Origin of the sequence: Natrialba chahannaoensis JCM 10990 (genome assembly GCF_000337135.1) — an archaeon.
GTDB lineage: Archaea > Halobacteriota > Halobacteria > Halobacteriales > Natrialbaceae > Natrialba > Natrialba chahannaoensis.
The window spans coordinates 46,882-66,130 of the sequence record NZ_AOIN01000078.1 but is presented as its reverse complement, the minus strand read 5'-3'; the positions used below and the strand labels follow the sequence as shown (position 1 = coordinate 66,130).

14 protein-coding genes and 1 pseudogene are annotated in these 19,249 nt (G+C 61.9%); 11 read left to right on the top strand and 4 right to left on the bottom strand.

Annotated features, from left to right (window positions below):
- Nucleotides 1-144: 144 nt before the first annotated feature.
- Nucleotides 145-693 (bottom strand): hypothetical protein, encoded by a 549-nt coding sequence (locus tag C482_RS14190; protein WP_006168396.1) that lies wholly within the window; start codon nt 691-693, stop codon nt 145-147.
- Nucleotides 694-743: 50 nt separating this feature from the next.
- Nucleotides 744-1,424, bottom strand: a pseudogene (locus tag C482_RS20550) (IS6 family transposase).
- A gap of 158 nt (nt 1,425-1,582) precedes the next feature.
- Here C482_RS20550 and C482_RS14180 point away from each other — a divergent pair.
- Both C482_RS14180 and C482_RS14175 read left to right on the top strand, forming a co-directional pair.
- Nucleotides 1,583-2,485 carry an HNH endonuclease gene (locus C482_RS14180; RefSeq protein ID WP_006168394.1) on the top strand — a complete coding sequence of 301 codons (903 nt, stop codon included), beginning with the start codon at nt 1,583-1,585 and terminating at the stop codon, nt 2,483-2,485.
- A gap of 656 nt (nt 2,486-3,141) precedes the next feature.
- Entirely contained in the window at nt 3,142-3,729 is a 588-nt protein-coding gene (locus tag C482_RS14175; RefSeq protein WP_006168393.1) for a putative glycolipid-binding domain-containing protein, read from the top strand.
- Between the two features lie 43 nt (nt 3,730-3,772).
- Here the strand turns inward: C482_RS14175 and C482_RS14170 are convergent, their stop codons facing one another.
- Nucleotides 3,773-5,359, bottom strand: a complete 1,587-nt coding sequence (locus C482_RS14170; protein WP_006168392.1) for a uracil-xanthine permease family protein — start codon at nt 5,357-5,359, stop codon at nt 3,773-3,775.
- Nucleotides 5,360-5,447: 88 nt separating this feature from the next.
- On the bottom strand, nt 5,448-5,687 hold the full coding sequence (locus tag C482_RS14165; protein ID WP_006168391.1) for a hypothetical protein: 240 nt from the start codon (nt 5,685-5,687) through the stop codon (nt 5,448-5,450).
- Between the two features lie 786 nt (nt 5,688-6,473).
- On the opposite strand from C482_RS14165, the gene C482_RS14155 reads away from it, so the two are divergent.
- From C482_RS14155 to acs (C482_RS14115), 9 genes are all read left to right on the top strand, one after another.
- Entirely contained in the window at nt 6,474-7,844 is a 1,371-nt protein-coding gene (locus C482_RS14155; RefSeq protein WP_006168389.1) for a cobyrinic acid a,c-diamide synthase, read from the top strand.
- A gap of 149 nt (nt 7,845-7,993) precedes the next feature.
- Nucleotides 7,994-9,187, top strand: a complete 1,194-nt coding sequence (locus C482_RS14150; RefSeq protein WP_049896758.1) for a hypothetical protein — start codon at nt 7,994-7,996, stop codon at nt 9,185-9,187.
- Nucleotides 9,184-9,786 carry a hypothetical protein gene (locus C482_RS14145; RefSeq protein WP_006168387.1) on the top strand — a complete coding sequence of 201 codons (603 nt, stop codon included), beginning with the start codon at nt 9,184-9,186 and terminating at the stop codon, nt 9,784-9,786. Before C482_RS14150 ends, C482_RS14145 begins: the two co-directional genes overlap by 4 nt.
- Nucleotides 9,787-9,839: 53 nt before the next feature.
- Nucleotides 9,840-10,721, top strand: coding sequence for a hypothetical protein (locus C482_RS14140; RefSeq protein WP_006168386.1), 882 nt, complete (start codon nt 9,840-9,842; stop codon nt 10,719-10,721).
- A gap of 96 nt (nt 10,722-10,817) precedes the next feature.
- Nucleotides 10,818-11,777: a hypothetical protein gene (locus C482_RS14135; RefSeq protein WP_006168385.1), complete on the top strand. Its 960-nt coding sequence runs from the start codon at nt 10,818-10,820 to the stop codon at nt 11,775-11,777.
- Between the two features lie 205 nt (nt 11,778-11,982).
- Nucleotides 11,983-12,438, top strand: a complete 456-nt coding sequence (locus C482_RS14130; protein WP_006168384.1) for a universal stress protein — start codon at nt 11,983-11,985, stop codon at nt 12,436-12,438.
- 117 nt (nt 12,439-12,555) lie between these two features.
- Nucleotides 12,556-14,544: an acetate--CoA ligase gene (gene acs / locus C482_RS14125; RefSeq protein ID WP_006168383.1), complete on the top strand. Its 1,989-nt coding sequence runs from the start codon at nt 12,556-12,558 to the stop codon at nt 14,542-14,544.
- 125 nt (nt 14,545-14,669) lie between these two features.
- A complete protein-coding gene (locus tag C482_RS14120; RefSeq protein WP_006168382.1) occupies nt 14,670-16,958 on the top strand; it encodes a bacterio-opsin activator domain-containing protein in 2,289 nt (762 codons plus the stop codon).
- 277 nt (nt 16,959-17,235) lie between these two features.
- Nucleotides 17,236-19,212 (top strand): acetate--CoA ligase, encoded by a 1,977-nt coding sequence (gene acs, locus C482_RS14115; RefSeq protein WP_006168381.1) that lies wholly within the window; start codon nt 17,236-17,238, stop codon nt 19,210-19,212.
- Nucleotides 19,213-19,249 lie beyond the last annotated feature (37 nt).

The window sequence follows — 19,249 nt, the reverse complement described above, 5'->3', positions numbered from 1 at the left end:
GTCTCACGGACTCCACGAGGGAATTCGTCCAGAAAGAACACTGCGACCGATTTTCGCGATCCGACTCACATATCAGTCGGTGGGTAAGCGGACAATTGCAGCACTGTTCCGCCCCCGACCGACAGTCGAGCTATCGACGGCCGCTCACCGCCCAACCGTTCGGGTCGCGGGTTCCGACGTGGCGTGTGCCGAACTCACCGTTCGCGAGAGCGTTTCGGCGAACTCGAGATAGTCCTCATCGAGTCGGGCCTGCCAGGCGACCTCGCCGGTATCGGTCTGTAGCTGCACGTGCACCGTATCCTCGGGTGTGTTGAACGCTTCCGCGAACAGGACGAGACTCAGAACCCCGACGCCGAGGCCGACGAGCAGGAGGACTGCCGCAGGTTCCTCCGCGTCGATCGTGCCGAAGAGGGCAAGCGAGATGAGTGCGACGACCAGTGAGACGATGGCGGAGAGCAGCTTGTCCTGGTGGAAGTCAGGAGTCGTGTTGTGTTCGATCGAGATACCGCCAAGCTGGTCGAGGTACGTTGTGTCGACCACCGTCGTGGTGTTCTCTCGGCCACGTACTTCGAGGCTGAGCAGTTGGCGGTCGGTGAGGACACCGATTTCGTGGCTGGTGGAGTAGCCATCGATCGTCGTCTCGCCCTCGTCGATAAACGGCTTGAGTCTGTTGAGAGATTCCTGTGATACCATCAATGGCTAAATACCTCAGTGGAATGAATTTATTCTTTCGCTGGCACTGTCTAGTTTAGCACCTCCTCAGCTGGTGTTCGTCCATCGAGCGATTGATGCGGTCTCTGACGGTTGTAGTAATGCACGAATTGTTCAATCCACTTGCGAGCGCCCCGCCGACTGCCCACCCATGAGTTATGGAAACGGTCGACGCGCATTTTGAAGGTATAAAACCACTTTTCGATGAGGTATCGGTCGGTGTAGTCAACCCGACCGTTCAATCCTAATCGAGCAATGGCAGTCCGATACCCAAACTGATCAACGAGAAACACCACTTCTGAGAGATCGTGTTTCTCGCGGAGTCCATGCAGGAACGCAGCGGCCGGATCGGTGCCGTGGCGACCGAACAGCTGGGCGTCGAGAATCAACTTTGTATCGAGGTCTATTGCAGCGTACAGCCAAGACCATTCGCCGTTAATTTTGACAGCGGTCTCGTCAACCGCGACCCGCGAGGGCTTCGCCCTCGGCGGGTCAGGGACGCTGTCAGCCAGCCGATGTACCCAGTTTCAAACCGCTCCATGAGAGCGTTCAACGCCTAATTCGGCAAGAATCGTTGTTGTCTCCCGAAGCGAACAACCGGTGGCGTGGAGGCGGACGGCAAACGCCCTGACGGGCGTTGCCGTCCGTTCGTTCTCCCAAGTTTCTTCTAAATCCGCGTCGTAGCTCTCGCTGAGCAGGTCTGCGAGCTTCATTCCAAATTAACTCAACGACCTGCTCACTTCTCAAACTAACTCAACTAGACAGTGCCCTTTCGCTAGAATTGATGTCTGAGACCAAGACAAAATCGACGGGGGACAGACTGATGCCAGCAGCTTTAGGGTTCCCCTGACGAAGACAGTCAATTCAGACAATGGGTTGCCCAGGGGAGTTTGAACTCGAGTTGAACCAGACAGTCACACAGGCGGAACTGGAGGACGTATTCAGCACGAACTTCGGCTATCAGATCAAGGGAATCAATCTCCGCCGGGCGGGCGACCAGCGATACATAATCTTGCTGTCGAACGAGGGCGAGATCTACGACGACCGCATCGGGAATGGCGACCGGTTTCGCTACATTGGCGAGGGGGTCCCTGAGAAGGGCGACCAGCCGGAGACGGCCGCCAATCGTGCGTTGAAGGAGGCAACCCGCGACCTCATTCCGATCTACTTTTTCACCAGCGTAGAGGGCGTGGATGCGTACGAGTACGAGGGACTCGTCGATGTCATGAATCACACGTACGTGAACGACGGCGAACGGATGGTCTACCGGTTCGAGATGCAAACGCTTGGGAGTGCGGGCTGGGACGAGTACACTGACGCCCGGGCGACAATCATGACGGCTGCAGACGAGGATCCATCGCTCACAGAAACGACGGCGCGCGAACAAACGACACGACTCGCACGGTCATCGGCGTTCGCCAAGCAGGTCAAACGTGCCTACGGGGACACGTGTGCGGCGTGCGGCGCAGCGCGGCGATCACCGGACGGGAACCCAGAGGTCGAAGCGGCCCATATCTTTCCGAAAGCCGACGGCGGCATAGACAGGGTCCACAACGGACTCGCACTGTGCCGACTCCATCACTGGGCGTTCGACACAGGCTGGTTCACAGTGACCGATGACTTCGAGATCATCCTGAACGACCGAACTGACGAGACGGTCCCCAAAGAAATTCGGGCACTCGAGGGAGCACAGCTTACTGTTCCCGAAAAGCCAACGAAACAGCCGTCCCCGGACGCGTTGCAGGCACATCGAGAACTGCACGGGATGGAGTGAATCAGGTGGAAGATGGGGGCACCACATCACCCTGTCGTCACACCCTCCAAAATGGAACGAGGGTATTTTCTCGATGAGAATACGCTAGTAGCGTTTTACACTCCCAGAGTCGAATGCTAGCGCCAAAGAGGGGACAGGATGGAAGAAGCGACACAAGAAGACGTCAAGGAAGCCATTCGAGAGTGCGAACAGGAAGAGTCTGAAGAGATTATTATTGCGGATGAGTAGTCGGCTTGGCGCTGCAGTATTCGTTCTACGTACACCTCAGACGTAGCGAATCGGCTCTGATACCTCTCGGCCACAGACCAATCGGCCAGTGCCACTCGTGAAACAACATTCCCCTTCGTACTGCGCACCCACTCGGAACTCACGGCCTCCGATTCAGATGGTCCTTACTCGAGTACCGTTTCCGTCACAATCTCCCACATCACCTTTGCACACCTCCACATGCCCACATGAGGCCCCCGATGCAGACTGAAGTTTGACCGAGGATCTGGGCTGGGGTGTACTCGAGTCGAATTGGACTCGAGTACGGTCTGAGCACAGCACCAAGTACGAACACGTCGGGAGGAAGTGGACCGACAGCTGGCAAGCAACACAGTGCAAAGACCGGGCAGGGGCAGTAGCGTTATCTACTATTGAATTGATGTTGTGACATGAATCGAGACGTCTTTTGGATTCCGGCGGACGGGGTTGGTATCGAATCGCTTCATCTCCGTGAAGATTCGACTGCTGTCAATGCAGAGAGCGTTGTCGTTGGGGTGGCCGACGGTGAGTCGTTTCGTGTCCAATATGAGATCGACTGCGACCACCACTATCGCGTTCAGCGGGTGGGGATCACCACCCTCAGCCGAGAATCCGAATCACTCTCGCTCCAAGCCGATGGGGAAGGTACCTGGACAGACGCTCGAGGAGAGGCGGTAGCGAAACTAGATGGCTGCACCGACATCGACATCTCGGTGACGCCGTTTACGAACACGGTACCGATTCGACGACTGGAACTCGGACGGAACGAATCGGCTGAGATCGAGACAGTCTATATTGCCGTGCCTGAACTTCGTGTCGAGACTGCCACGCAACGGTACATGTGTCTCGACCCACTCGATGAGAACGGCGGACGGTATCGCTACGAGAGCCTCTCAAGTGGCTTCACGGCTGAGTTACCGGTTGATTCCGATGGACTCGTTACGACGTATCCGGAGCTCTTCAAGCAAGTTTCGCCGACCGAACGCAGCGGGCCCTGAAGACACGAATAGCGAACGACCTACCGTAAAATAGTGAACCCGACTACTGCCCGCGCTCGCCGTCTGAACTGACCCAGCGGTCCCAGAACGATTCGAACTCTTCGTCGTCCTCGGTGAGCTGATGCAGTTCGGTAAGCCCACGCTCCTCGCGGGTGCCCGGAATCGTGTTGTCGAGCAGCAGTGCGGCGAGTCCGCCGATGGCCATCCCGGTCGAGCCGATGATGAACACCGTGTCGACGACGACGGTGGCGGCAGCTTCGATTCCTGCACCGAGTCCGATCGCGGTGATGACATCTGCAGTGACGAGCGGTGCGATCGTCGCCTCGATGCCGACGGCGTCGCGGAATGCGAGCGTCGTCTCGAAGTTGGCCATGTACTCCGGAATCGCGAGGCCGATGAACAGCGCGAAGCCGATGACGAATACGTTGCGCGAGGAGTCGAGATCAACGTGGCGAAGGTTCCCGATCCCGACGGCGACGATCTGGGCGAACATGGCGATGAACAGGCCGCCGATGATCGGATCGGGAATCGTCGCGATGAGCTGGCCGAAGTAGCCGATGAAGCCGACGACCAGCATGACGAGCGCCCCGATCTGGACGACGTAGCGAGAGGCGACGCCAGTGAGTCCGATCGCACCGACGTTCTCGGAGTAGGACGTCGAGCCGCCGGTGCCCATGATCCCCGAGAAGATGTTCATCAGTCCCTCCATCCCGATACCGTGGTTGATTCGCTTCTCGCTGGGTGCGGCGGCACCGGTCAGGTTTGCGACGGCGTAGTAGTCGCCGATACTCTCGACGATCGAGGCGAGGACGCCGGCGAACATGCCCACCACGAACGCCGTCGTGAATTCTGGCATCCCCCACTGGAACGGTGCAATCGGTAGGATGAGCGAGGTGTCGGTGACGTCCCCGAGTGGAACGTGGCCGGGGTGGTCGATTCCGATCACACCGGCCGCCGACAGTGCTGCGGCGGCAATCCACGAAATTGCGATCGCTAAAATCACCGGGTACAGCCGAAACGCCTTGTGCTTGAGGTCCAGGTACTGCGAAAACAACAGGATGAGTCCCAGCGTGAGCGCGAGCAGCCACCAGCTCTGATCCGGCGACGTGATCTGTCCTGCATCGAACAGCGCCAGTCCGATCAGTGCGATCGTCGGCGCGATGACGACCGGCGAGAGAAACCGCTGCAGTTTCCCGACCAGGCCGAAGTATCCCATCGCGACCTGGACAATCGCCGCGATGATGATCGCCCCCTGTAACTGCAAGAGCGCGGCCTGCCAGTCGGGCTGTCCCGCCACTCCGCCCGCCGTGACGACCGCGATAATCGCGAGCGCCGGCGCGAGCATCGAGAACGGTGCGCCCTGCACGATCGGGTACCGGTTCCCGAACGTCGTCTGGGCCAGGGTCGCGATCCCCGACACCACGAAGAAGGTCCCGATGAACTGCGGCCACAGTTCCGTCGGCATTCCCATCGCCTCGGCCAGAATTAGTGGCACGGCGATGTTCGCTCCAACCATCGTCAGATAGTGCTGGATCCCGAGCACTGCCGACTCACCAAGCGGTGGTCTGTCACCGACCCCATACTCGATATCGTCGGTGCGCGTCTCAGCCCCAGCGTCATCCCCCGTCATCGTAGACTCACCGGATAACGCGTGAGGGGGCTCAAAGACGTGTTGATCCTGAGTCGCAACGCGGCCGAATCGTCACCGCAGAGACACGCTACCCGTCCTGCTCGGGATTCCCGTCTGTCTCGTGTTCCCGAAGCACGGTCGTGATCGTGCGGGCGACCTCCTCGAGTGCGACCGTGTGCGTCTTCCGCAGTTCGCCGGTGTCGCGCGCAGCGTCGAGGTGGCGAAGGGCTTCGCGAAGGTGGGCTTCGGGGCTGCCGTCAGCCGCTGTGGAGTCGTTTGCGGGCGTCTCGTCGGGCGGTGTCTCGTTTGCTGGCTGGTCGTCTGTCATGGATGATCTGGATCCTCTGGTAACCGATTGGTGCCGTTAAGTTCGTCGCCGATCCGACGTGCGCCGTGTGGCGTTCAGTGGGTGGCAAAAAACGCAGACCATGGCGCTGGTTCGAGAATTGTGACTGCATGGGACCCTTCTCTGTGATGGTATTCAGGGCTTCGAGTCGAGAGTGTGGCCCTGGTCTTGATCCTCATCTCGATCGTAGAGTATCCGTCCCAACCAGTCGTTGTACCGCATAAACAGTGGGAGCAACAGGATACAGAGCAGAATGCCAGCCATTCACCCGTGTAGATCACCGGATAGATCAGCCATCGTTTGCGAAATTGACATCATTTCTACGACTTCCCCGACGGGGGCACCCAGAAGGAGAAAGAACATCGACTGAAGCAGAGCGTTGCCGACGACTAGGACGACAGCCACCGTCCCGAAAAGAACGAGAAGTCCGATGGCTGCAAGCGGGATGTGAAGCAACCGAGACCTGACAGCTCTGCGTGTCGCCATTGGTTAGTGTTCGTACTAATGGCGGTTGAAAGTGCTGAAGCGTACCTACGTGGCTCCAACCGCTTGCCTCTACCTGAGTCCGACAGCTCGATTTCTCTTCCAAATCTGCAGCACCAACTCGAGTTGGTCGCTATAAATTTGCTCTCCGCCCACCCGTCCCACCGACGAGTTCAAGTACAGTTGTGCGAAGACAAGTACAATGGCAATCCGCAGGCCGCCGTCGACCGGAACCGGACGAGAAACCCGAGCGCGAAGACCCGACAGTAGGCGGGGGCAAATCCAATGAAGGGGTTCGTCCTCGGTGGCGTCAGCTCCGGCGTCGGCAAGACCGTCGCGACGCTCGCGACGATGCAGGCGCTCTCCGACGCGGGGCAAACTGTCCAGCCCGCGAAGGCCGGCCCGGACTTCATCGACCCAAGCCATCACGAGGCCATCGCCGGTCGACCGTCCAGAACGCTCGACCTGTGGCTCTCCGGCGAGGATGGGCTCCGGCGGAACTGCGCTCGCGCAGCGGACACCGACGCCGACGAGCCCGACATCTGCCTCGTCGAGGGCGTCATGGGCCTCTACGACGGCGACGCCTCGAGTACCGCCATGGTCGCCGCCGCACTCGAACTCCCCGTTGTCCTCGTTGTCGACGCCAAAGCGGGCATGGAGAGCGTCGCTGCGACAGCGTACGGCTTCCGCGAGTACGCCGCCGAAATCGGCCGCGACATCGACGTTGCGGGCATCATCGCCCAGCGCGCACACGGCGGCCGACACGAGCAAGGAATCAGGGACGCACTCCCGGACGAACTCGAGTACTTCGGTCGGATCCCGCCGAACGACGACCTCGAAATCCCCGACCGCCATCTCGGACTCGAGATGGGGGCAGAAGCCGCACTGCCGCGATCGGCGCTCAGAGAGGCCGCGGAGACTATCGACACCGACCGACTCCTCGCGGCCGCCTGCGAACCCGCCGCACCCGAGACGCCGGCCGAACCCGCCGACCGGGTCGACGCGACGGTCGCCGTCGCCAGCGACGCGGCGTTCTGTTTCCGGTATCCCGCGACGATCGAGCGCCTTCGTGAGCGCGCCGACCTCGTCACATTTTCGCCCGTCGCCGGCGATCCCGTTCCGGACTGCGACGGCGTCTACCTCCCCGGTGGCTACCCCGAACTGCACGCGGCCGCACTCGAGTCCGCCGGCACGCTCACGCAACTCGGCGACCGGGCGAGTGAGGGATTACCGGTGTTCGGCGAGTGCGGTGGGTTGATGGCGATGAGTCGATCGTTGACGACCACTGGAGGAGGCGACGCCGGCACCGATACCGATACCGACACCAACACCGACGCCGAACCCACAACCCACGACATGGCCGGCATTCTCCCCGCTGACGTCACCATGCACGACCGCTACCAGGCCCTCGACCACATCGAACTTGAGGCCATCGACGACACCCTCACCGCCAGCGCTGGCGACACGATTCGCGGCCACGAGTTCCACTACTCGAGTGCCGACGTGGACTCGGACGCGCGGTTCGCGTTCGAGACGGTTCGTGGGACGGGGATCGACGGCGAGCACGACGGGCTACTGGCGTACGACTCACTGGGAACGTACGCGCACGTTCACCCTGAGAGCGGCGCGTTCGATCGGTTCCTCGAGTCGCTGTGACGGCGGCGTACTGCGTGTCCGCGAGATTCTTCACGCAGATACTGTCTCGTATGCGGTAGCTTTGCCGGATTGTGTTCAGGGCTGCCGGGAACGGGTGCACACGCAAGGCAAATTACCACAGCACTGTTTGCCGTGCATGTTCTCGGATAATGACAGATGGGTCAGGGAGAGACGGCGATGGGTGGGTCGACTCACCCGGGCTCGAGACGCCGTCACCTCGTGCCCCCGTTGGAGGACGCTGTCGGCAGCGGCTGATGACCGACGGCGGCGAGACCGACAGGGCTGAGGAGAACGGCGAAAGCGAGTCTGAAACAGGTGGTGGCGGTGCAGAAACTGATGAAGGCGAAACCGAAGACGAAGACGAAGATGGAGACGGAGACGAAGGCACAGATGAGACAGAACGCACGGATGGCGACGCTGAGTCGGCGGACGCTGCAGACGACGAAGACCAGGAACCCGAATCTGACGAGGCAGCCGAACCGGACGACCAAGAAAGTGACGACGACACCGTCACGAGCGACCACGTCGAGGACGCCGAAGACGTCTACCAGGACGACGACGCGAGCGGCGTCCTCCACCTCGATCTCGACGGCCTGTTTCTCGACCTCCTGGGACTCGAGGTCAACCTGAACCCGGTCACCCTCGACGTCTCGGCCCGACCGGGGCAGAACAACCTACTCGGGAACTTGCTGTCGACCGTCACCGGCTTACTCGACGGCCCCAGTGCACTGCTGGAGAAAGCTAAATCGCTAGCGGGACGTGCGAAATCGATGCTGACGAAACCCGTGTCGATGCTCCGCTCTGCGATTTCGAAACCAGCCGAGGCGCTGAAATCCGCACTCGGGAAGCCGGTGAGTTGGCTCAAATCACTCCCGAGCAAGCTGGTACAGAAGCCGAAGTCGGTGATTGGACGGCTTCGCAGAGGCGGACAGGATGAAGCGGAAGACGCGGAAGCTGCGGACGAAAGCGAAGGTGACGACGAAACTGACGAGGAGGAAGACACGGAGACGGACGAGGAAGGCGAAGGTGAAGGCGAAGACGTAGACGTAGACGAAGCCGAAACTGAAACCGGAGAGGACGAAACGGCCGACGACACTCCCGGCCCCATCTCCTCGGCCGCCAGCTCAGTCTCAGACTCGCTCTCCTCGGCGGGCGGAACGGTGAAGCAGAAGGCTCGCAGCCTCGTCCCAAGCCTCCCAGTCGAGGAACTCGTCGCGATCGTCGTCCGCGAGGTACTCAAGCAACTCATCGAGCAGGTAGAGTCAAGCGGCGGCAACAGCGGATCGGGTGAACAGAACGGTTCGGATAGTCAGGCAGAATCACAGCCGGAGGCCCAATCATGAGCGACGATTCACGTTCAGATTCAGACTCGAATTCGGAGACAGAGATAGACACGAACTCGAGTACCGATACGACCGACGAGAGCGGATCGGTTGTGGATCGAATCGACTACGAAAAGATCGCTGAGAACATCAATTTACAGGAACTACTGGAGGGGACCCAGTGGGAGGATAAACTCGACGAGGAGAAGCCACTCGGCGAGTCTCTCGGTGGGTTGATCGGAGCGATCGTGGGTCGAAAGATCGGGGCGAGTCTCGGACGGACGATTGGTGAGATGGCTCTGGAGGAGGTGCTCAGTCGGGGTGACGAGGAGTCAGAGGAAGATGAGGAGCCAGAGGCGGATGCGGGGGAAGACGAGGGTGACGAAGCAGAAGCGGAAGACGAAGACCAAGATAGTGAGAACGGTGCGGAGAGCGACGAAGATGACGGCGAGGAAAATGGAGACGATAGTGACGATTCAGCCGGTGAAGACGAGGAGAGTGGCGACGGTGAGAGCGAGGACGACGAAGGTGATGACGAATCTGCGGGAGCGGACGAAGACGGAGACGGAGAGGAAGACGAAGACGAGGACACCGAGAACGACGACTCCGAGGATGACTAACACCCACTGCCACGACCACCTCCGTCGGGCACGACCGCACCGAGGGACTAGCTATGAGTGAGGACTCCAGCCTAAAACAACTCGTCGCCGACGAAGTCTCAGAACAACTCGAGGTCACCGACCTCATCGACGGCGGCTCACTCGAGGATGGGATCGACGCCGGCGAAATCGGTGCTGCAGTCGGTCGGCAGTTCGGCGAGCAAGTCGGCCGGAACGTCGGCGCGTCAGTTGGTGGCGAGATCCACGAGGTCCTCTCGAGTGCAGTCCAGGAGCGAGGGGAAGGGGGTGAGGAGGATACTGAAGCCGAAGCGGAAGCCGATGAAACTGAAACTGAAACTGAAGCGACAGCCGAAGCCGATGAGGACGGTCGCATCCCAACACAACTTCTCTCCGAACTCGCAGCGGCAATTCGACGCGGAGTTGCGACGGCACTCGAGGGCAGCGATGCGCGTGAGTCCGCCGAGTCGGTTGCCCAGAATGTCGCAGACGGGACGAGTCTCGAGGGGGTCGTCGATGAGGCGACGGGTGGGGAAGATGCTGAGGCGGACGAGGCTGATACCGACGACGGTGGGGCTGAAGACGAAGAAGCGGATGAAGCCGAAGACCAACAGGAAACAGACGAATCAGGCCTCGAGCAGTCCGCGGAGGACCTCGAAAACCTACGCCGAGAAACGCTCGTGGACTTCCTCGGCGTGATGTCCTACGAGGACCTCCAGTCGGTTGCCAAGGAGGTCGGCGTCAAGGCGAACCTCAGTCGCGAGGAGATGACGGACGAAATCGTCGACACGGTCACCGATGACGACGGCGGTACTGCAGACGACGGAGCAGATGGAAACGGTGACGAAGCCGATGAGGGCGATGGGGATGGTGCGGACAGTGAAGACGCCGAAGATGACGATGCGACCGAAGACGACACCGGTAACGAGAGCGAGTAACCCTCCCAACGGATCTCCCCAGATTCACCCCCGAACCCGGAACTGGCCCGGCCAACGTTCACGGCACTGGCGACCGTTCGACGAACGAGAGCGCCCATGAGTGACACCGACGACTCCCAGGAACTCCAAGAACAGGTGAACGACCTGCTGGAGACGGCCGATGCCGAGGCCGGCGCACTGGCCACAGACACCGATACGCCGAGCGGGTCGACGATGGCCACCCTCTCGGCAACTGCCAGCGACCTTCTCGAGTCGGCCGAGCCACGCGACCTTCTCGAGGCGGTCGGCCTCGGGACGTTGCCGGACGGCTCCGAACCGGAGACGATTCCGGCGGCAATCGCACAGGGCGACCCGGAACACGTCGAGGATCTCGAGCGCCTCCTGCGGCTGGCGAGGGTGGGCGAGAGCACAGACGAGGAGGCACTCGAAGACGCCGTCGGCGGACTGCAGGCAGCGATTCGTGAACACCAGGTGACAGCGGATGGTGAGTCGGGTGGTGATGACGACGGTACGACGGCGAATAGCGACGAGGGTGAAGCGGGCGAAGGGGAGGGAGAAAGCGAGAGTGAGAGTACGGGTGAGAGTGAGAGTGAAAGTGAAAGTGAAAGTGAGAGCGAGAACGGTGACGATCACGGAGACACCGATGGGAGCAGTGATGATCGTGCCGACGAGAGCGACACCGGCGACGACGTACTCGAGTTCGCCGAGGACGAACTGGTGGACGCGTTGGGCGACCGGGTGTCGTCGTTCAGTGAGGATGTAGATGGGCTTCGAGAGAAGGTGAGTTCGGTAGGTGGCGAGAGCGAAGCGGACGCGAACGATGAGGGAGCGGGAGACGAGACAGATGGCGATGCGGACGATACCGACGATCACGATGATGGACTGCTCGAGGAGGGTCTCGGTGCTGATCTCGAGTCCGACCTCGGGACCGGTTCAGACGGCGAGAACACCTCCCGCGGCGTCGTTCGCTACTCGACACTAGCACCTTCCCCTTCGAAGCGAGCCGACATGCGGTCGCCGGCTCGACTTTCCACGATGCCGAAGAAAGAGGAGTAAGTCGGTTCAGCCAAGGGTACCGGAGAACGGCAGGCGAGCAGACGGACTCGAGTACGAGTCCGCCTTTTACACGAACCCGTCGACCCCAGCCACGAGCCGATTGGCCATCAGGTCGATCCGACAGTGTGTCCGAGCGGAACGAGAATGTCGCTTCCGAGCGGAATGCGGGTTCACATCTTTCACCACGGACTGTGTACGTGCCACCATGTACGACTCTGTGCTCGTTGGGACGGACGGGAGCGACGACGCGACGGCGGCGACGAAACATGCTATTACTCTCGCATCGGATCTGGGGGCCGACTTCTATGGTGTCGCCGTCGTCGAATCCAGAACCGACTACGATAATGCGATTGTCGACCCTGACGAGCGTGAGCGAAAGCTTCGTGCAGCTGCGGCGGAGTCGCTCGCCGATCTCGAAGAACGTGCACAGGAAGCAGATCTCGCGGTAGAGACGACGGTTCTGACCGGCGTTCCATACGAGGAAATTCTCGAAGCGGCCGACCGCTGGGACGTTGCTGCGATCGTCGTCGGGGCGCGTGGGAGTTCGGAATTCAAGCGAGCGTTGCTCGGCAGCACCGTCGATGCAGTGGTTCGGTTCGCAGACCGTCCGGTACTCGTCGTCAATGGGGATGGTGAGGCAGACCGCGGAGATGCTGGCTGAGCCAGGGCTGGTACGGCAGTGACTGCAGTCGTGAGCAGATACAGGCAAATCGCGTCGCCGTCTGCCTTTCCGGCGGAGGAACGTTTATTCCGCTGACCGGCTTCGGTCCGAACGAGCATGGACGATCGGAACGGGTGGGGGCGAAATCGTCCCGAGCCCACCGGGCCGACGCTCGACCCGCCGGAAACATTCGCCGAGCAGGCGAACGTCACGGACGCAGTCGACGACCAGCCGCTCGGCGAGCAGTTCGAGCGCAACTGGCCCGAGTGCTGGGAGCGGGCCGCCGACCTCCTTACCTGGAACGAGTCGTACGACACCGTCCTCGAGGACGAGAACGCGCCGTTCTACGAGTGGTTTACCGGCGGAGAGCTGAACGCCGCCTACAACTGCGTGGATCGTCACCTCGAGGCCGGTCGGAAGAATCACGCAGCGATCCGCTGGGAGGGAAAGCAAGGCGAGCGCGAGACCTACACGTATCAGGACCTCGCGGTCGCGGTCAACGAGTTCGCGGCGGCCCTGCGAGACCTGGGCGTCGAGGAGGACGACGTGGTGACGATCTACCTGCCGATGATCCCGGAGCTCCCCATCGCGATGCTGGCCTGTGCTCGCATCGGCGCGCCCCACAGCGTCGTCTTCGCGGGGCTCTCGGCGGACGCGCTCGCGACGCGGTTGGACGCCGCCGACAGCGAGTATCTGGTCACCTGCGACGGCTACTATCGTCGCGGCGACGCGTTCAATCAGAAGAGCAAGGCGGACAACGCCCGCCTCTCGGTCGAACAGGACGTCGAAACCGTCGTCGTCGACCGACTGGGAGACGAACTGCCACACGTCCTCGGCGACGGCGAATCGGACTATCACGAACTCCGTGAGGCGTTTGCAGGTGCGTCAGTCGAGCCAGTCTCGCGAGACGCGGAAGACATGCTGTTCCTGATGTACACTTCGGGGACGACCGGTGACCCGAAGGGTGTCGTCCACTCGACGGGTGGCTACCTCTCGCAGGTCACCTGGACCGCTCGAAGTGTTCTCGACATCCAGCCCGAGGACACCTACTGGTGTGCCGCTGACATCGGCTGGATTACGGGTCACTCCTACATCGTCTACGGCCCGCTGGCGCTCGGGACGACGACGGTGATGTACGAGGGGACGCCCGACTACCCGGACCGGGATCGACTCTGGGAAATCATCGACCGGAACGCGGTGGACATCTTCTACACCGCGCCGACCGCCATCCGCGCGTTCATGAAGTGGGGCGAGGAGTACCCCCAGCGACACGACCTCTCGTCGTTACGCCTGCTCGGGACCGTCGGCGAACCGATCAGTCCGGGGCCGTGGCGCTGGTACCACGAGCACATCGGGAACGGCGAGTGCCCGGTCGTCGATACCTGGTGGCAAACCGAGACCGGTGCAATCTTGATCTCGACGCTCCCGGGCGTCGACGAGATGAAACCCGGCGCTGCGGGACCGCCGCTGCCCGGCATCGACGTGACGGTCGTGGACGAGGACGGCGATGCGGTCGACCCCGGCCAGACCGGATACCTTACGATTCCGCGGCCGTGGCCTGCCATGGCCCGGACGCTGTACGACAGGGACGACCGCTTTCGCGCCGAGTACTGGGACCGATTCTCCGCTTCCAACGCCGGCGTCTGGCGCTACTTCAGCGGCGACACCGCCGCGGTCGACGAGGACGGCTACATCACCATGCTCGGCCGCGTCGACGACGTGATCAACGTCGCCAGCACGCGGCTGAGCACGATGGAGATCGAGGGCGCGATCGCCGATGTCGACGGCGTCGCCGAGGCCGCCGTCGTCGGCCGCTCAGGTTCGCAGGGGAGTACTCAAATCTGCGCCTACGTCTCGGCCGCAGGCGATCAGAATCCCAACGATGCACTCCGGGAGTCGATCCTCGAGCGCGTCGAGACCACGATCGGTCCGATCGCGACGCCCGAAGCGATCGTCTTCACGCCCGAACTCCCCAAGACTCGCTCCGGGAAGATTCTGCGCCGCCTCCTGGAGGACATCGCGAACGGCGAAGAACTTGGGGATACGAGCGCGCTCCGGAATCCCGAAATCGTCGGTGAGATCCAGAGCGAGCGAGAGCAGCCATAGCGTTTCGGGAGTTCAACTAGAGCGAAATCATACAGTGGGAAGAGAGACGGCCACCTCTCAAAGATAACGAGAAACACAACAGAGCGGCGGTACTATTATGTTCTCTCTGGCTGAAACTGCGAAACATGACTGCGGAGGCGGCGCTCTCGGCCCGCGAGTACGAAATCCTTCTCGACGCCGCCGAAACCTACCGTGAAGTCCTCGTCGTCCGCTGCTGTGGCGAAGTGGGTCTGCGGCCTGCCGAACTCGCTGTCCTCACTGTCGGCAACGTCGAGCAGGTCCGCATCGACCCGCCACGGTACGTCGTGCGCGTTCCTCCTACCGGCGACCATACTGCCCATACTGACAGCACACAGCACCGAACCGCGTATCTCCCAACCGATGTCGAACAAGAAATCCGCCGCTACGCCCGGAGCAACGATCTCAGTGCTGACGACCACCTCCTCGACGTAACGCCTCGCCGACTGCAAATGCTCGTCGCCGAGGTTGCAACCCGCGCTGCGGACCGGTTCGACCGACCCGCGCTCGCAGACGTTTCCTCGAGTGACCTCCGTCAGTACTTCGCCCGTCGGTCGCTGGTCGACCACGACATCAACCCGCGAGCAGTCAAGGCCGCCGGCGGCTGGCAGAGTTTCGAGGCACTCGAGTCCTATCTGCCAGAACCCTCGGATACGGCACTCGTCGATGCCTTTGAAACCGTCGAGCGGCCGTCGACGCCGCGGGTCGCGGGTGCGAGCGGCTCCGGCCGGACCGGGCGACCGATGAGCGACGACAGCGTCGTCCGCCTGCTGCTGGCCGCGAGCGACCGCTACGCGCTCGTCCGGCTCGACGAGGAGGGCTACGTCGAGCGCTGGAATCGCAGCGCCGCCGCGCTGCTCGGCTATCGCGCGGGCGAAATCGTCGGCACGCACGTCTCGGCGTTCTACACTGAGAAGGCGGTCGACGACGGCGTTCCAGAGCAGACGCTCTCGACGGCACTCGAGGAGGCAGGCACCGAACAGGAGGGCTGGCGCGTCCACAGCGACGGCTCGCGTTTTCGAGCGACGGAAGTTATCTCACCGCTGCGAGACGACCGCGGCCGCCACGATGGCTACGCCGTCTTCGTCCGCGATAGCTCGGCACAGCACGAGGTACTCGAGTCCGTCCGCGCAGAGCGCGACGAGTTGCGCCGAGCGGTTGCGGTCGGCGAGCGGTACCGAGCGGTGACGGCGGCGTTGCTCGAAGCGAGCGATCACGAGGCGGCCGAGGCGATGGTCTGTGATTCGCTCGTGGCGGGTGAGGCCTACGCGTTCAGTTGGATTGATCGGACGACCGGCACCGACCGCGAGGGACGACGAACGACGAGCGGGGAGCGAGACGGGAGCGAGGTCGATGCGGCGACGATTGAGCGACTCGTTCCTGCGGAGTGGCGGGCTGGAGAGCAGGAGGGTATGGACGATAGTTCCACGTACGAGTCAGGGTCAGAGTCGGAGACGGAGTCGGGCGTCGCCATCACGACAGTAACGGACAAACAACACGGCAACGAACTCGCCCTCGCCAGCGTCCCGCTCATCTACGGCGATACGACGTACGGCAGGCTCGGCGTTGCAACCACCCGCCCGGACGCGTTCGCGGCAGACGAAAAGCGGTGGCTCGCCACCGCCGGTCGACAGATCGGCTACGCCATCACCGCCGTTCGCCGACGCAACCTCCTCCTCTCGGACCGCGTCGTCGAACTCGACGTTCGCTGCCAAGATGCAAGCTCGTTCTTCGTCGCCGCCTCCCAGCAACTCGGCTGTCGGTTCGAACTCGACTCGCTCGTTCCCATCTCGGAGTCGACGCAGCTGTACTACCTCCGACTCGAGGACGCACCGCCGGCCGAGGTGTTCGACCTCGCGGCGGACGATCCAGGGATCGACGACTGCCGTCTGCTCGAGACGGACCCTGATGGCTGGCGAATCGAGGTCGTCGTCGAAGGTTCGTCGCCGGCACGCACACTGACAGAGTACGGCCTGACAGTCCTCGAGGCAGTCACCGAAGCCGGAGTGACAACGATCACGGCGGAGGCCGCGGCAGAGCTGAATCTGCGGACGGTACTCGAGGGACTCCGATCGACGTTCCCGTCCTCGACGCTGCTCGGCAAGCGGGAGACAGAACGGACCGTCCAGACGGCCAGGGAGTTCCGTGACGGATTGGAAGAGCGGTTGACCGAGCGACAGGTGACGGCGCTACGGGCGGCGTACTTCGGTGGGTACTACGACTGGCCGCGTGAGAGTACGGCCGAGGAGGTGGCCGACGCGATGGGAATCTCTTCGCCGACGCTGCACAACCACTTGCGGAAGGGCCAACACGAGTTACTGCGGACGTTTTTCGACGTGCCATCCGAGGGCCAGTCCCGCGAGAGCGTCTCCGATGAGCGTACGAGTGGAGACTAGCAGTGGGTCGCCGTCGACGTAGCAGCCCCCATCCTGACACGATTCGCTATGAGGAGTCACGAGTGCCTAAACGTCTAGGTTCGGGTGGCAAACACGGAGGAGAACGGCTGTGAGTACGATCTCGTCCGAACATCGTCGCCATCCCTGACAGTCACGGAACAGTACTCGAGTCCACCCCTCAGATACCCAAGAGCTATCTGCTGTTTGCGTCCGGGTGACGGTTTGTACACCTAGAGGTTGGCTTTACTATCCTCGTACGTCATTGGTGTAGTGTATCATGACACAAGAGGGAGCCGACCTCGAGGCACGACTCGAAGAGCAGGAGGCGTTCGAACCGCCCGAATCGTTCGTCGAGCAGGCGAACGTCACGGATTCGGGGATCCACGAGGAGTTCGAGGAGAACTGGCCCGACTGTTGGGAGCGGGCTGCTGACCTCCTCTCGTGGGACGAGGCGTACGATACTGTCCTCGACGACGGAGACGCACCGTTCTACGAGTGGTTCACCGGTGGCGAGTTGAACGCTTCGTACAACTGTCTCGACCGTCACGTCGAGGACGGCGCGGCGGACGAAGCGGCGATCGAGTGGATCGGTGAACTCGGCGAGACCCGCAGCTACACCTACGACGAACTGCTCACGGAGGTAAACGAGTTCGCGGCGACGCTGCGCAGCCTTGGCGTTGGGGAGGACGATGTCGTCACCCTCTACATGCCGATGATTCCGGAGCTCCCGGTCGCGATGCTCGCCTGTGCTCGCATCGGTGCACCACATAGCGTCGTCTTCGCGGGCTTCTCTGCAGACGCACTCGCGACCCGGATGAACTCGGCCGACAGCGAGTACCTGGTCACCTGTGACGGCTACTACCGTCGCGGAGACGCACTCGACCACATCTCGAAGACCAACGAGGGACTCGCAGGCGTCGAGCACGAGGTCTCAGATGTCGTCGTCGTAGACCGACTTGGTGACGACCTCGAGCACTCGCTCGCGGCCAACCAGCACGACTACGACGACCTTGTCGCCGACTACGAGGGCGAGACGGTCGAGCCGGTTTCGCGAGACGCGGAGGACATGCTGTTCCTGATGTACACCTCGGGAACGACGGGCCAGCCGAAGGGCGTGAAACACACGACCGGCGGCTACCTCGCGTACACGGCCTGGACTAGCCGCGCCGTGCTCGACATCGAGGCCGACGACACCTACTGGTGCTCGGCCGACATCGGCTGGATTACGGGCCACTCCTACATCGTTTATGGGCCGCTCGCGCTCGGGACGACCTCCGTAATGTACGAGGGGACGCCGGACTACCCCGAGAAGGATCGTCTCTGGGAGATCGTCGAGAACTACGAGGTCGACATCTTTTACACCGCGCCAACGGCCATTCGCGCGTTCATGAAGTGGGGGAAAGAGTATCCCGAGAAGCACGACCTCTCCTCGCTACGCCTGCTCGGCACCGTCGGCGAGCCGATCAACCCGCGTGCCTGGAAGTGGTACTACAAACACATCGGGAACGAGGCGTGTCCGATCGTCGACACCTGGTGGCAGACCGAAACCGGCGGCATGATGATCACGACGCTGCCGGGCATTAACACGATGAAACCCGGCTCTGCCGGACCACCCCTCCCTGGGATCGACGCACGTGTAGTCACTGCCAGCGGCGAAGAGGTAAGTGCCGGTGAAGCAGGTTACGTCACCGTCGACAAACCGTGGCCGGGCATGCTCCGGACGCTGTACAACAATGACGAGCGTTTCATCAACGAGTACTGGCAGGAGTACTCGGACGAGGAGACTGATGAGTGGGTCTACTTCCCGGAGGACGGGGCGAAGGTCGACGACGACGGCTACATTACCATCCTCGGCCGCGTCGACGACGTGATCAACGTCTCCGGCCACCGACTCGGGACGATGGAGATCGAATCCGCCGTCGTCGGCGTCGACGGCATCGCAGAAGCCGCCGTCGTCGGCGGCGACCACGAGGTCAAAGGCGAGGCCGTCTACGTCTACGCGATCCCCGAGGACGGCTACGACGCTGACGCCGAACTCGAGGAGCGCGCCATCGAGGGCGTCCTCGATTCGATCGGTCCGATCGCCAAGCCTGAGGAGGTACTGTTCACGCCGGAACTGCCAAAAACACGGTCCGGGAAGATCATGCGCCGCCTCCTGGAGGACATCGCAAGCGGAAACGAACTCGGCAATACCTCGACGCTGCGCAATCCGGAGGTTGTTGACGACATCGCAGCGCAGGTTGAAGACGACTAGCGACTACGGTTTTCACACCTTCACGAGCGCACGACAC